We start from the raw sequence: 14,299 nt of genomic DNA, 5'->3' as shown, positions 1-14,299 counted from the left end.
GAACCATAGGCCTTGCCTTTTAGAAGAGATACGTTAACAGGAATTATTGTCCTTAGTGCGGAGACTCAACAAATGTGTCATGTTCTTGCCATCTTAATCCCGACGATAATCCCCAATAGTAAAATACTAACGCGACAAGTCCTACCACTACCGTGTCCCAAGGTGAGGAAATGAGATTGTGACCACCAAAATTCTTGCTCCCCATGTAAGATAGACCCATCAACACAATCTGAAAGATGGGGAACCATAGACCCATGCGCCAGTCACCTTGAGTAATGCGGCTATGTTTACGATAAAAGAGCAGGAGCAATAAACCAATAAACACTGAAGGAATCAAAATGTGTACGGAGGCCCATCCTGACCAATAAATCATTAACGTACTGATCATAAAGGCAAAAGGAGCGAGGATCTTGTACGCTGGCAATACGTAAGGTCTTGGTTCACGAGGATATTTTGCGCGAAAAATCGCCAAACTCAAAGGACCCGGAGCATAAGACAACAATAAGGCACTCGCCACTAATGGAAAAAGAGACGAGAAAGATGGTAACAAAATAATATATAACGACGACACCACCAACACTAATAGAACGGACGGCAACGGAATCCCATTTTTGGTCATATGCGTAAAGATTTTGGGCAAGTACCCATCATAGTAACTCAGCGAATATCCCACCCGGCTTGCGCCACCAAAATAGATATAACCATCTTTAAACGAGGCAATAAGCATGGTAATCATGGCAATGAGCCCGATAATTGGAAGCCCGATACCATGACCAATAGAAACAAAGGGATAGGCCAAACTTGATAATCCAGACCAATTTCCCGCTTGGACGCCAATCCCGTTCCAGTTGATGGCGCCAAGATAGGAAAGACTTTCGAGAAAATAGATGACCAGCGTAATAATCATGGTCAAAAAGACCGCTTTTGGAATGGTTGTCCCTGGGTCCTTAACTTCTTCGGCATAATCGATCGGCTGCCGAAAGCCACCATATCCATAAATCGTTGCAGAGATAGCGAGAAACAGACCCGAGGTTCCAAAAGGAACAAACCCGTGAAAATGGTGAAAGTTACTGGGATGCATATGCGCCAACAGCACCAAACTGACCACAACAAGGCCAATAATAGTTAATACCGTAAAAATGTTATTTAACTGACCCATATATCGAATACGCAAAGTATTAATCCAAAAGATGACAACAGTCACGGCGATGGCGGAAACGATGCCAGTAGTGGTTAAGGTCCCACCTTTATATAAACCCGGGAACCAATAACTCAAGTATTCCACGAAGGCCACAACAATCGACGGAACCGCTAAAGCATAACCCACAAAAGACCCCCAAGCATTCATCACGCCGACAATGGACCCACTACTTTTGGCAGGATAGTAGGCCACACCTCCTGCCTTGGGCCACATGGTTCCCAGTTCCACATAAGCCATGGCAACCGCCATGATTAAGAGAAAAGCAATAATCCACGACAAAATGCCAGATGGTCCGGCCAAAGCTAGCACAGACACGGGCGTGAACCCAACGGCAGGTCCCAATATGCCGCCCGTGGCTAAAAACACGACGGTCCAAAAACCTAATTCTTTTTTATAGCTGCTTTGTTTAGGGTCAGCGGATTGATTGGCATAATCCAAATCAGACTTCACGGTGCATAACGCTCCCTTCTTATATCGATATTCAAGATTCCTCTTTAAACCCACCCCAATTTTGTGCGGGCCCAAATAAACGAAGCCGTTCGAATCAATGGGCTGATTCATCTGGGTGTGATGGTAGCGATGGCCATTCAAAGGCAATCTTTAAAGCTGTCGACATGGCATTCGTCCCCGAAAAAAAGTCAATAACTGAAACCAACTCAACCAATTCCTCATCGGTCATTCCCATCTTTCGCAACGCGAAAGAATGGCTGTCAATTCAGTAGCTGCAACCATTCACCATGCTGACTGCCAAGGCCAACATCTCCTTGGTCTTGGCGTCGATCTGGCCTTGCATCATGATTTTCTTGTAGCGCTCCCAGTTGACCTTGAGATATTCGGGTTTTAGAGCCATCACCCGCCAAATAGCGGGAATGCGGTTCCATCCCCGAACCTGCTTCATTTCTTCATAAATCTCTTTAACTATTCCGACCGCCTTATCTTCAGCGACACCCTCGACTAAGCTCATCGACTCTCCTCCTAAAAGAGTTCACGGTATTCTTTGACTTCCCAGTCAGAAACATGATCCATAAAGCGGTTAATTTCGTTTGTTTTGAGTGCCGTAAAGGCTTGGACAAATTCAGGCCCTAACAGACTAACTAGCACCTCATCCTCATTTAAGGCGTCAAGAGCCTCCCCAAGAGTTTTCGGAAGGGACGATGCATCCGATTTAGCGTAAGCATCTTCATTCTCTACGGGTGGAGGTACCGGCAATTGCCGTCTTATGCCATCTAATCCCGCGGCATACATGGCAGCCATCATCAAATAGGGATTATTGTCCGCTCCCGGTAAGCGGTTCTCAATGTGGGTTCCTTGTCCCCTTGCGCCAGGAATACGAATCATACACATCCGATTTTCCAGGCCCCACGTCACATTACTCGGTGCAAAAGTATAAGGACGCAAGCGGTGATAGGAATTGATGGTCGGATTAGCCAAAGCCGATATGGCCTTGGCGTGGTGCAATTGCCCGGCGATAAAATGTTTAGCCAAGTCACTTAGCCCATAGTCACCTTCTGGGTCAAACAAGGCATTTTGACCGGTGGCCTTGTGATAGAGCGAATGATGGAAATGACTGCCACTGCCACTGAGCCCTGTTAACGGCTTCGTCATAAAAGTCGCCAAGAGCCCCCGTTGGGCCATCATTTCTTTAATTGCCGTCTTGAGAGTGAAGGCCACATCCGCTTGGGCAATACCCCATTGCGGATTAATCGATATTTCAAATTGCCCTGGGCCATACTCGGTATTAGCGGCTTCGACGTGAATCCCTACAGCCGCTAGGCCGCTGACGATTTGATACAAAATTTCGTCAATTTCTCCCTGTTTAATTTCGGAATAGCATTGAAGACCAGTCCACGTCGGTTCAAAGCCGTGTTCATCATATTGCTTAAAGATGTAAAATTCGAGCTCAGCCGCACCATAAGTACCCAATCCTTCTTTATCGAATTCCTTAAGGACGCGCTGCAAGACTGACCGGGGTGCCACCGGAACGGGCACTTCATCTAACGTGTACAGATCCGCAATCACCCGCGCACTCTTTTTCGCCCAAGGGATGATGTGGAAGGTTTCCGGATCGATTTTTAATAGCCAGCTCCCATAACCTCCGGCAAATCCTGCGCCCGCCGCTAAGACAAAGTTGGCGGAGGTATCGACCGATAACATCGCAGAAGGATATTGCACACCTTTTTGCATCACGGTTTCCTGAAAATATTTCACCGGGATGTTGCGGGCCCGGGATACATTGGTGATGTCATTAAACACGACCCGGATCACTTCGATATCGTTGTCCGCAATCAACCGGTTGATGTCTTCATATGTCACGTATCACGCCTCCTGATCATCTTAAGAACAAATTTAAGAACAAATATGTCTCAACTCTGTGGCATGGGAAAATATGGTGAGATAGAATAACAAGAGAAATGGAATGTAAATTTCATTTTTAATTCGTGATTGCCAGGCATTTTTCCTGCTGAATGTGACACAATTCCCGAAATTTTTTGTGTATCGGGAGAATTTTTAGGCGGAATACCAAATTTTTTTGCCGAAGAAGATCGCCATAATGAAATGAGATGATCACAACTCTCAGTGAAAAGGAGTACTTTATGGAACTCGACGATGTGCTTGAGAAAGTTCAGGAGCAAGATATTCGCTTTGTCCGGTTTCTCTATTGCGATAACGGCGGCATTATTCGTGGCAAATCGGCCTATGCTCCCACCCTTCCCGCCAGATTATCCAGCGGGATTGGACTTACCGTCGCCATGCAAGCAATGAATAGTCTTGATCAACTGCAAACGGTAGAAGGCATGGGGCCCGTCGGGGAAGTGCGTCTCGTCCCTGATTTATCGACTTTTCAAATCTTGCCGTATGCGCCCCACACAGGAGCCGTCCTCACCGTCATGACAACCCTTGACGGAAAACCATGGGACGCCTGTCCCCGTCATTTTCTAGCACGCATGGATCAACAAGCGAAGGCTATGGGGATCACGATCCAAGCCAGTATTGAAAACGAATTTAGTCTCGTCCAAGATGGGAAACCATGGGATGAGACGTTATGTTTCTCGTCGCAAGGCATGTTAATTTCCCAAGATTTTCTGGATGATCTCGCCACGAACCTCGAACAGCAAGGGATTATTCTGGAGCAATATTATCCAGAGCTCGCGCATGGTCAACACGAAATTTCCGTCCGCCACCGCCCCATCATGGAGGCCGCCAGTCAACAACTCTATATTCGAGAAACTATCCGCGCCATCGCTAAACGTCACGGACTTCAAGTGTCCTTTGCCCCCAAACCGTGGTTAGATCAAGCTGGAAACGGAGGACATATTCACTTTAGTGCCCTCGATGATGAAGGGAATAATCTGTTTTACGACGCACGTGATCCCTACCGACTCAGCACGATGGGTTATCAGTTCATGGCTGGCATTCTTCACCATCTGCCCGCTTTACTGGCGCTGACGACGCCGAGTGTCAATTCATACCAGCGTCTTGTGCCTAATGCCTGGAGTTCTAGTTACGCCTGTTGGGGCCCGGATAACCGGGAAGCGCCCTTACGCATCGCTTCCCCGATTAAATCGCAAGAACAACAAAGCGTGAATGTGGAGTTTAAACCGGCAGATTTAAGTAGTAATCCCTACTTAGCTTTAGGCGGACTTATCGCCGCCGGTCTTGATGGTATTACCAAGAAGCTTGATCCCAAAGATCCCGTCCTCAGTAATCCTGATGATATTCCCGCGGATGAACGGGAAATCCGGGGGATTATCCGCTTACCTTCATCATTAGATCAAGCACTGAGTCATTTAGCGCAAAATGCCGTGTTGCACGATGCCATGGGGGAATTGCTCATGCAAAGCTACTTAGCCGTCAAACATTCCGAAGTCGCTTTTTATCAGAACAAATCTCCGGAAGAGATTGCCGCATGGCACAGGTTTCGCTATTAAAGTTGATAGACGCGGCGACAATTTTCCCAGGCAATCAGGTTCATCCAACGTTCAGCCACTTCAGGCAAAATATGATGGTCTTGGGTAATCCTATCGCAATAGGCTTCTAATCCCTGTTTCCAAAGCGTTGCGGATAAATAGAAACTTTCCGGACGAGTATGAGAATCGGAAGCAAACAGCACGCGAGTGGCCGGAGCCAATTCCAAGGCTTCGGCCACAATGCGTTTGGCCCCACTCGCTGCCAATGGCAGCGCTAAGGACACATCAAAATAAACGTTAGGATAGACAGACGCCAAGAATCCGGCTTCGCGGTGATAGGGATAAGTATGAAGCAACGTCACTTGCAGTCCTTGGGGAATAAAGGTTTCGAGGAAATCTCGCAATAACAAGGGATTGCCCTTATACAAATTGGTATCAGGATCACCAAGGCCGGTATGAAACTGAAGAGGCAAAGCTTCTTCAATGAATACCGGGGCCAATTCCCATAATAGATAGTTGAGTAAACGCGGATCGGTCAACCGCGTTTGGCCTTGCTTTTTCATCTCAGCAAAGGCCGCCTGCGCATCTTCTGAATGGACAGGATAAACCTCTAAACCTGAACGGTACGCTATAATCGATTTCATTCCTACATAGCCCTGGCTCCGGGCGTGTTTCACACGGTCCTTTACCGCCAAAATCCAATCTCGCACATCGGCAAATTGATACAACAGTTCCTGGGCCGTGGTTTCTAGCCGTAAAATCTTCATAATCGGTATCGCCAAGACACTTTCTAGCTCGGATAAGGGCCAGCCGCCTTGCGGCGTAAATCCGGTGTCAATCAACAGGCGCTCATATCCTGCTTTGTGAAACAAAGAGCGGGAATAGGATCCAAAATCCGTTTGGCGCAAAGACATTTCTATCTCCTTGGCATCACAGCGGGTCCCTAATTCTTGCGCCGCAATGCTCAATGCTTGCCAATAGGTGACGGTTTGTTGGATATCTTTCAAGGGATACGAACGTGGCGCCTCGGTTAACGCATAAGCAAACAGTTCCATATCCCCAGCTAAGCTGGGGTCGATTAACGCATGACAATGATGGTCCCATAATGGAATTCCGTCCATCCAACTCATACAAATTTCCTCCAGCCACCGTGCAGTGTTTAATGACAAAGGGTCTTGTCGAAGTACACCATTGAACACTGCAGATCGTCGATCTCGGTACTCATTCCGTGCATATCGGAGTTTCCGGCACCCCAGCGTGACGCGGCACCTGGACATACTATGTCGATCTCAGACAGAAAAACGTCCCTCAATTCACACTAGCCAAACATTACCGGACTCTGCAAAAAAGGTCAACAACAACGACACGATAACGACATGAATTTGCTTTACGTCCCCTTAATCGTCCTATGGTTCGGTTTTTGTTTCTTTTCCATGTAATTATTCGACGACAATACCGGATATTTCAGAGTGCCTATTTGCGCTCGCCCTCACCCTCCGAGTAACGTCAACCGATAAGGAATCGCGGATTGACCACAATGTGAAAGAACCCAGATAATGGCAAAAACCTGATCAGCATTTTGCTCCGGCATCGTCCACGTCTATCCCATCATGGCCGCCAAATGTCGGTGTCTAAAGACCGTCTCAACGGCCACCTATTTTTCATCTCGAAAAATATAATCAATCATAATGTGCTTGCGATGCTCCACGTTGTTATGTTTTCTATGCACACAAAATCATACGATTCTATTAAACCGAGGAAAATCGTGTCCGCCTTTGTGAAGACGCTTTTTACTGTGCCACTCGGCTCGCCAATGTACAAGTCGGCACTGCCAAGCGATGGCTTGTCGGTTATCGTAATGGAAAGACAGAAGACGCTGTGGTCTTCCGTCCTCCCGTGTCGTCCTTCAGTTCGCTCAATGGGGTATCGTTTTGGGACTTGATCGAGGTTATTGTGGTAGGAGAGTTGAGAAAAGAGGGCTTTTCACTGCAGTTGATTCAACGCATCCACAAGAATTGTCAACAATTGTCAGGTAGAGCGGCCTTTCGTCTCGTTGCCCCTTAAAGGTCGGAGGCCGCGAGATTTTTGTCTCGCGTCAGGACGTATTGGTCGAGGTAGGACGGGAGCGTGGGAAACAAGCCTAGGCCGAGGTGTTTGGCCCGTTTTTGAAGGACATTGATTATGAGGCCACCAGGAGGCGTAGTTCTCGCCCCGCGTTAGATTTGAATGGCCGATCATCTCCGGGAAAAGCGTCCAGCCGGAAATTATTCGGGAACATTTTAAAGCAAAAAGTTCCCCTCATCAGATTTCGGAGGATTTCAATCTGACCGTGGCTCAAGTCGAAACGGCACCTCGGTTTGAGTTTTCTCGCACCGCACGATTTTCCTAGATTAATCGCTAATTTTGCAGGGAAATTAATGATTGTATGCTAGCATTATTTCTGGAAAATGCGATAGGAAATTTTCAAAAAAGAACGGTTAATCCATGAATTTTCATGAATTGCCTCCTGAGATTCAGCAACGACTTCAGTATTGGCAAAAACAAATTGAACCCATTCAAGGATGGTGCTCTCCTGTTGCTGGCATAACTTTGTATCATTTGGTCCAGAATAAAATTCCCGTACCTGTTGTTGTGGAGTTAGGGTCATGGAAAGGGCGGTCCACTGCATGGATGGCCGCAGCCTTAGCCGATCAGCAATCCGTTGGAAAAGTCATTTGCGTCGATACCTGGCAAGGCACTCCGAGTGAAAAAGAACATACCGAACTTCTCGCCCATTATGGTCCCGATCAACTCTACCAAGAATTTTTACACAATATGGACCTATTAGGTCTTCGGGACTGGATTGTTCCCTTAAGAATGACAACCGCCGAAGGGGCCAAGGCGTGGCCAATTGACCAACCTATTGGATTATTATTTATTGATGCTGATCACGAATACTATGCTGTACGCCGGGATTTCGAACTCTGGAGCGGTTACGTAAAAGAAGGGGGGATTATTGTCTTTGATGACGTCCCCAACTGGCCTGGACCGACACGATTGATTTCTGAATTACCCTCATGGTGGAAGCATGTCGGCTATTCGGATAACCAATGGATTGTCATGAAAACCACCTAATATCATAAGAAAGTCTGAAGAACAATTAGTTGCACTACAACAAACTTTGCCAGTCTGGAGGAAATCCAATCTTATCGAGATCGATAATGGATTCATACTCTGACAATAAGGCTTCTAAATGAATTAAAAAATTCTTCCAATCCTGGCGATTTGGATAGAGCTCACGTAATATAAAAACCCCAGTAAATACTTTTATGAATTCATCATGGTAAGTTCGCGAGGTGAAGTTGTCAGGATTCTTGTAGCCTAATGGTCCGTATCGGTGGGCTAATTCATAGGCAATACGTGTGCGAAAGGCTATTTCTATAGGTTCCAAAATCCCTGTTAAGAGACTTCGAAACTTTTGATCAAAATCAGCAAGTTTGATGATTTGATCAAAGGTAGTGCTATCACGAAATCGTTGCCGGGTATTATCCATAAAGAACAAAGCATATCCGGTTAACCGATAATATTTTATTCGCGTCAAAATTTCTAAAGCTTGTTCGGTATCTGAAATGACAAGCCCTCGATTGCGTAGAATTTCCAATTGTTCTTCAAAAGACTTTGCATTTTTAACGATAGCAGGTTCCTCTACATCACTTGGTTGCGACATGATTGATTCACCTAAATCATAAATTAAAAAGTCCCACCCTGGTCCGCTTCACTGTAATAGTGAGAGGCGTGGTGGGCTCTGTTGTTATTATTATCACACACTGAGCGATCCCTAGTCTATATTAGCGATCTCAAATTAGAAAAATAATAAATAAGATTTTCTAACTCCTCTTCCTTGATGCAATGTCCTCTTGCGCACGTGTCATTCACCACGTGCGCAAGAGCAGCTCAATCATTTGGTGCGGAACACGATTCGTGTACCTGCTTTCGTAGAATTAGGATGGTGGAAAGGCCGTTTCACACCGCAGCCTAGGTGACCATGAAAATTATTTGTGTGGAAAAATGCAAGGCACTCCGACTGACACAACATACGGACCTCCTCGGCGATAATTATTCTGATGAATTCTGACATGAATATTTGCAAAACATGGACCAATTAGGACTTCGAGACTGAAATCGCTTCGTTAAGGACCACAATCGTCGAAAGAAGCAAGGTTTGTCCGGGCTATTGGACTATTATATATTGGTGCAGACCATGACTATTATAAACTATGCCTTATTGCGAGATGTGGAACTCTAGAACCGTTATGTATAAAGAAGGAATCATAAGTCAAATTATGGTTTGACTATTAAGGGGTACTCCGAGGAAATTAGAAGTTCAGGCTTGTTCGCCGCAACAACGCTAGTGGCAGGCATCCATAAAGGCATGTTATTACAATGCCGTAGTACCATCACTACGTGAGTTAATCTCTCCCAACACAGCGCTCACAACAAAGTCTTGGCAATCGTATGGCTGCGCATCTCAGTTCTTTTTCTCTGCGATATCAATCAGAGCCTCTGGAACCTGCCTTATGACCAGGCTGAGAGGATTTAAGGCGGATAAGATATTCAAGAAGACCAAAGAGGGCTGCAGCAAAAACGATTACGACGGGATTGACGCCGATGATGGTCAGAACCAAGGCAAAAATGGCGACAACGCCAGTAGCAATACGGTGAGGCACATCCTTCCATAAAGTCCAGACGACATCGACTAAGAGTCCAACAACCGCGACCTCCATTCCCCTTAATGCGCCGGTTACCCAGACACTATGCAAGACATCCGTCAACTTCGCCAACACGAGAATCAGTAGAAAAGACGGCCATAGGGCCGCAATACTGCCCAAAACGATGCCACGCCACCCGAGAAGTCTATAGGAGATTGCCGCTAAAACATTAGTCGTTGTGGGACCGGGGGCAAAAGCGGACATTTCCACCACATGGTCAAATTGGGTCTGAGTCAGCCATCCTTTTTGCGTAACAATTTGAGCCCGAATAAAGGCTAATACTGCAAAACCGCCACCAAACCCTAAGATCCCAATCTTGGTATAGATTTTCATCAGTTCCCACAGGGTTACAGGACTTGATGAGGTCGATTTCTCTATCATCGCCATCTGACGTCCTCTCTAAAACCGTTAAGGTTTTAACCTAATTGTCCCAAATAGTGCCGCTCCTAAAATAAAGGCCCAATAGGGAATCTTTTTCACCCGTAATGCTAAGATCGCCACCACAACGGCCAAAAGCGCACCCAATACCGTGTGAATAAGGGAAATGCCGAGGGTCACACTGACCCCAGCGATCAAACCCGTCACCGCCGCTAAAGTCATCACCATCACATTTTTTATCGCAGCCACGGATTTGAATCGTTCATACCAATGGGTCAGCAAAGCGATAAAAATTTGTGACGGCGCAAAAACCCCCAAAGTGGCCACTCAGGCTCCCAAAGGTCCCATAACACGTTCACCAATAAAAGTAGCACTAATCGCCACAGGTCCCGGAGTCACCTGTCCCATCGCGATGGCTTGATCAAATGTCTCAAGGGAAACCCAGTGATGGGATAAGCTGATGGATTTCATCAAGGGGATCATGCCAAACCCACCACCAAAACCGAGAGCTCCCACCCAAAGAAAATTCCAAAACAACAGAAGGAGTGTGCTCATATGTCCTGTGATCAACTCCTTCTGTTTTCTCAAAATGATTAAGTCGATTACACTATCTTGGTATTTCATCTTCTATCCTAACCGATTTTCCATGACATGTTGGCATTTCCTGTGTCGTTTCCATCACCTTCAGGCGATGGGCTCATTATTTGAATCGGGGTAGCTCATGGTCTTAGGGATGGATCTCCACAGTCTTAGAGACTGACTGGCGTATCACCCCAATGCCGAGAAAATAAATGAGGGCTAATAAGAGCCATGCTGGACGATATGATGAGAAAATGCGGATCATCAGACCGAACAGAGGGAGAAACAACACGATGCCAATAAAACCGCTCATCCCGATAAGGCCCAGTGCCATACCCCGTTCCTTCTCCGTGGTTATCTGGGCAACCCAATTAGTGAGTAGGGCATTCCATCCATCCAATCCCGCGCCTAATCCTATAAAAATGAAAAGCAACATCCACTCCGGGGTGACGGAGGGCACAAGGGCCCAGAGTATCAAAGACAGCAAACCTAAAGCCGCTGTCCACATCAAAAGCCTCGGAATCGCGATACCATGGTCACTCAGTTTGCCCAAATATATTCGGGCAATAAAACCACCGAGTAAGGCTAAGGCAATAATGGGACCGGCAATCGTCATATGAATATGCCAGCGGTCATGCAAATCCAAAATGGCATAAGTTAATAAAGCATATTGACCAGGAGAGAGCAAGAAACTCACGAGCAAGGGATTTTTCAAAAAAATTAGCTGGCGTTTGAGTTGAGGGACATTCATGGAGTGCGCCGCCGACCTGGCAGGCTGTTTAGCGCGCTTAGAAGGGGCTTTAAGGACCCCACCAAATAACATGGTCCAGCCACCGGCACTTAAGGCAATCAGCACAAGAACAAGCTGAAGGCTCCAGCTTTTGACCAACAAAGGAAACAAACTCGCGGCAAGAATCCCTCCAAGCGGCGTCGCTGCTTGCCGAAGGCCAATCGCCATCCCTTCATTTGGCGATCCGGCGTACATTTTTGTGATAGCGGTCGCACCCGTTAAGAACAAAGCAGGCAGAAAAAATCCCACAAGGGCCAAGAGCACAATCAATGGAACAAATGTCTTCGGCAACAACGCGGCTAAAAGGAGCATAATGATTAAAATGGATGCACCAGATACGAACGCAATGGTTTTCACCCCATAGCGGTCTAGGGCTAAACCGGCCGGAATCATCCCGACCACAGCACCCAAAGCCACTGTCGCAAATAAAATACCCATTTGGGTAACGCCTAAGTGCGCATAGTTTTTAAAGGCCTCACTTAAGATAGACAGCCCTTGCTGAGACATGGTTATGGCCAGTTGGTCGATAAAAGCGATGATGAGTATCTGAGACGGTTTTAGGGGTTTTAATCGCATCCTTTTCACCACTTCTCCCGGTCATAAGTTTGACAATAAAAAACAACGAAACCTGTCCATGACCGCACTAAACTTATTTTCCCCCATCATGGCCTATGAACCCGACTCACCCTACGTCCGTTTTTCTCATTTCAGCATGCCTGATTTCTAAAAACCCGTATGGATTCAAAAAACGTCAGGCCTTTGTAGGGGTCTGACGTCTTGAAGTGCTGTATTAAGGTAAGCATCAAACCATTCCCACCTTGACAGCGGGAATGGTTTGACGCTTACGGATCACCAGCGAGTGGCCATTCATCCCCGGGCCGAACGACCCGGAACCTACCAGACCCTGCGTGACCATATGCCGCCGAATCATCAAGCAAGGCCCACGGATGGTCTCCCGAAGCTTTTCTGCAGCAGGCTCGACGCATTGGGCCGACGTGGACCCAGCTCTTCAACACGCTTTGACAGCGCGCCGGTTCCGGAACAAATGTATCCGCGATTACAGGGCTTGATTCGATTACAGGATCTGTTTGCCCCGGCGATATGAGAACAGGCGGTAGAGCGGGCTCTGCACACCGATATTCTGAACACGCGTGAGATTACGGCGGCCCGCTGGGACCTCTTGCCCGGGGATGATTGGGGCTTGACCACGCTCACGTTGGTCGAAAGTCAGGATTTGTTTGAAATCGTGGATGACCGCCATCAAGCCAAGGGGATCGCCATGGCAAGCCAAGTCCCCATAGATCCGTGGCATGCCCTGTTTCAGAGCCCACGCAGCGATTCGCGATCGGCTCATTCATGGGGCCTATCGCGTGAGCATTCAAGGCGAATCTATGCGCAAAGTCTTGTCAAGCCCAGCCGAACGCGATACATCAAACGTAACGGAGTAATCCTGTGGGAAGGGTCAAGAATTTCCGGACGCGACGGGCAAGATTTCCGATCCACCTGGTAACGACTTTCCGATCTCCCTGGTAAATCACACCACAATATGCAGTACTCGCCACTTAATCGACGAAGGCCACGATTAAGACGTTTCAATGTTTAATCCGAATCAGACCTTTCCCTCACGCGCAACCATATTTTCACCAAAGGAGCTTAGTGCTATGTTCTATCCCAGACTGGCAGTATTAGTATTTCCCAGTTGATGACTGAACGGTTAGGTCTATATCGAAAAGCCCGGATTCTTGGAATTCTTCGGGCAGTTCTGTTGGAAACTGTGCAAAAGAAACCCTTGATTGATAAAAAAAGTGTTACAGCGCAAGGTTACCAGCCGAAACTGATAGTTGCCAACGGTCGGCACCAAACCCTCAACGAAAACCGCGAAGGACAAAATACTCTATCTTCCTGACTGTTTACCAGCAAGTCGCTTGGGAACGTGATCCTCCCGTAAAAAGGGAGGATCACGTTCCCAACTTATAGCCATTTCTTTGATATGACTGACAATGGTCCATTAAAATTTGTACACAAAAGCCAAAACGCAGTACATTTATGCAGGGTTGCATAATCGACCAGTATTTTCACTAGTTTTACCCTATGGTTACCCATATCGAGAAGGTCGTAGTGGCTCTGAAATTAGGTTAGGAAGGAGTTCAAAATACCATGGATCCATTGAATATTAAAGATCGGAGAGGTGAGCCTTTTATTGTCCGACAAGCCACTCCAGATGATACGGAAAGCATTCTAGTCCAAATGGATATCGTAGGACGAGAACAAACCTACATGCTACATGACACGGTAACTCGAAGCGTTGAAGATCAAAAACAAACCATACGGCACATGGGAAAGAACTACTTACTTTTAGTAGCAGAAGTACCAGCAGTCGGGGTTGTTGGATCGTTAGAAATAGTGCGCGGCACGTTTCGGAAAAGCCAATTCACAGCAACTTTCGGAATGGCCCTTCTTCCCGCATGGCGCGGCAGAGGAATTGGACAGCCCTTGGTTGAACGTGCCGAGCACTGGGCGCGTATTCAAGGCATCCGAAAAATTAGTATTGCTGTTCTGGCTATAAATGACACCGCTCTCCGATTTTATCAACGCTTAGGCTACACTGAGGAAGCTAGACTCCCCCGCCAGTACTGGCTTGACAATGAACCAATCGACGAAATTTGGCTAAGAAAATTTCTTTAAAATCTTGTAG

General features: G+C 46.9%; 12 protein-coding genes and 2 pseudogenes. 6 read left to right on the top strand and 8 right to left on the bottom strand.

Going from position 1 to position 14,299, the window contains the following annotated elements; translation table 11 throughout:
* Window positions 1-52 precede the first annotated feature (52 nt).
* From AOA63_RS12060 to AOA63_RS12050, 3 genes are all read right to left on the bottom strand, one after another.
* Window positions 53-1,651 (bottom strand): APC family permease, encoded by a 1,599-nt coding sequence (locus AOA63_RS12060; RefSeq protein ID WP_053960687.1) that lies wholly within the window; start codon window positions 1,649-1,651, stop codon window positions 53-55.
* Between the two features lie 94 nt (window positions 1,652-1,745).
* Entirely contained in the window at window positions 1,746-2,051 is a 306-nt protein-coding gene (locus tag AOA63_RS20225) for a carboxymuconolactone decarboxylase family protein (RefSeq protein WP_278277069.1), read from the bottom strand.
* 125 nt (window positions 2,052-2,176) lie between these two features.
* The gene (locus AOA63_RS12050; protein WP_053959927.1) at window positions 2,177-3,514 is read right to left on the bottom strand and encodes a glutamine synthetase family protein; all 1,338 of its coding nucleotides are present in this window, start codon (window positions 3,512-3,514) and stop codon (window positions 2,177-2,179) included.
* 248 nt (window positions 3,515-3,762) lie between these two features.
* Here AOA63_RS12050 and AOA63_RS12045 point away from each other — a divergent pair, with 248 nt between their 5' ends.
* Window positions 3,763-5,130 carry a glutamine synthetase family protein gene (locus AOA63_RS12045; RefSeq protein WP_242848325.1) on the top strand — a complete coding sequence of 456 codons (1,368 nt, stop codon included), beginning with the start codon at window positions 3,763-3,765 and terminating at the stop codon, window positions 5,128-5,130.
* Here the strand turns inward: AOA63_RS12045 and AOA63_RS12040 are convergent.
* Window positions 5,127-6,239: an amidohydrolase family protein gene (locus AOA63_RS12040; RefSeq protein WP_053959925.1), complete on the bottom strand. Its 1,113-nt coding sequence runs from the start codon at window positions 6,237-6,239 to the stop codon at window positions 5,127-5,129. The two genes, AOA63_RS12045 and AOA63_RS12040, sit on opposite strands and share 4 nt — an antisense overlap.
* A 1,088-nt stretch (window positions 6,240-7,327) precedes the next feature.
* On the opposite strand from AOA63_RS12040, the pseudogene AOA63_RS20605 reads away from it, so the two are divergent.
* Together AOA63_RS20605 and AOA63_RS12035 are read left to right on the top strand one after the other, a co-directional pair.
* Window positions 7,328-7,498: pseudogene (locus tag AOA63_RS20605) on the top strand (hypothetical protein); the annotation flags it as partial.
* 95 nt (window positions 7,499-7,593) lie between these two features.
* Window positions 7,594-8,223, top strand: coding sequence for a class I SAM-dependent methyltransferase (locus AOA63_RS12035; RefSeq protein ID WP_053959924.1), 630 nt, complete (start codon window positions 7,594-7,596; stop codon window positions 8,221-8,223).
* A gap of 34 nt (window positions 8,224-8,257) precedes the next feature.
* On the opposite strand, the gene AOA63_RS12030 is transcribed toward AOA63_RS12035, so the two are convergent.
* The 4 genes and pseudogenes from AOA63_RS12030 to AOA63_RS12015 all read right to left on the bottom strand — a co-directional run bounded on the left by AOA63_RS12030 (window position 8,258) and on the right by AOA63_RS12015 (window position 12,180).
* Window positions 8,258-8,815 carry an Abi family protein gene (locus AOA63_RS12030; protein WP_053959923.1) on the bottom strand — a complete coding sequence of 186 codons (558 nt, stop codon included), beginning with the start codon at window positions 8,813-8,815 and terminating at the stop codon, window positions 8,258-8,260.
* A gap of 823 nt (window positions 8,816-9,638) precedes the next feature.
* Complete coding sequence (locus AOA63_RS12025) at window positions 9,639-10,244, bottom strand: chromate transporter (protein WP_139061591.1); 606 nt, start codon at window positions 10,242-10,244, stop codon at window positions 9,639-9,641.
* A gap of 21 nt (window positions 10,245-10,265) precedes the next feature.
* Window positions 10,266-10,790 (bottom strand): annotated as a pseudogene (locus AOA63_RS12020) (chromate transporter).
* Between the two features lie 172 nt (window positions 10,791-10,962).
* Entirely contained in the window at window positions 10,963-12,180 is a 1,218-nt protein-coding gene (locus tag AOA63_RS12015) for an MFS transporter (RefSeq protein WP_053959922.1), read from the bottom strand.
* A 604-nt stretch (window positions 12,181-12,784) separates the two neighbouring features.
* On the opposite strand from AOA63_RS12015, the gene AOA63_RS20600 reads away from it, so the two are divergent.
* The 3 genes from AOA63_RS20600 (at window position 12,785) to AOA63_RS12000 (ending at window position 14,289) form a co-directional block, all read left to right on the top strand.
* Window positions 12,785-13,114, top strand: coding sequence for a hypothetical protein (locus AOA63_RS20600; protein WP_431607695.1), 330 nt, complete (start codon window positions 12,785-12,787; stop codon window positions 13,112-13,114).
* A 192-nt stretch (window positions 13,115-13,306) separates the two neighbouring features.
* A complete protein-coding gene (locus AOA63_RS12005; RefSeq protein ID WP_053959920.1) occupies window positions 13,307-13,510 on the top strand; it encodes a hypothetical protein in 204 nt (67 codons plus the stop codon).
* 251 nt (window positions 13,511-13,761) lie between these two features.
* A complete protein-coding gene (locus AOA63_RS12000) occupies window positions 13,762-14,289 on the top strand; it encodes a GNAT family N-acetyltransferase (RefSeq protein WP_053959919.1) in 528 nt (175 codons plus the stop codon).
* The last annotated feature ends 10 nt before the right edge of the window (window positions 14,290-14,299 follow it).

The organism is Sulfobacillus thermosulfidooxidans (genome assembly GCF_001280565.1).
In the GTDB taxonomy this organism is placed as follows: Bacteria; Bacillota; Sulfobacillia; order Sulfobacillales; family Sulfobacillaceae; genus Sulfobacillus; species Sulfobacillus thermosulfidooxidans_A.
This window is presented reverse-complemented; position numbering and strand designations above follow the sequence as displayed.

Bases quoted from the DNA above. Each gene is read 5' to 3' on its own strand.
- AOA63_RS12045 (WP_242848325.1), top strand. From the start codon at position 3,763: ATGATCACAACTCTCAGTGAAAAGGAGTACTTTATGGAACTCGACGAT.
- AOA63_RS12040 (WP_053959925.1), bottom strand. From the start codon at position 6,239: ATGAGTTGGATGGACGGAATTCCATTATGGGACCATCATTGTCATGCG.
- AOA63_RS12035 (WP_053959924.1), top strand. From the start codon at position 7,594: ATGAATTTTCATGAATTGCCTCCTGAGATTCAGCAACGACTTCAGTAT.
- AOA63_RS12030 (WP_053959923.1), bottom strand. From the start codon at position 8,815: ATGTCGCAACCAAGTGATGTAGAGGAACCTGCTATCGTTAAAAATGCA.
- AOA63_RS12025 (WP_139061591.1), bottom strand. From the start codon at position 10,244: ATGGCGATGATAGAGAAATCGACCTCATCAAGTCCTGTAACCCTGTGG.
- AOA63_RS12015 (WP_053959922.1), bottom strand. From the start codon at position 12,180: ATGCGATTAAAACCCCTAAAACCGTCTCAGATACTCATCATCGCTTTT.
- AOA63_RS12005 (WP_053959920.1), top strand. From the start codon at position 13,307: ATGACTGAACGGTTAGGTCTATATCGAAAAGCCCGGATTCTTGGAATT.
- AOA63_RS12000 (WP_053959919.1), top strand. From the start codon at position 13,762: ATGGATCCATTGAATATTAAAGATCGGAGAGGTGAGCCTTTTATTGTC.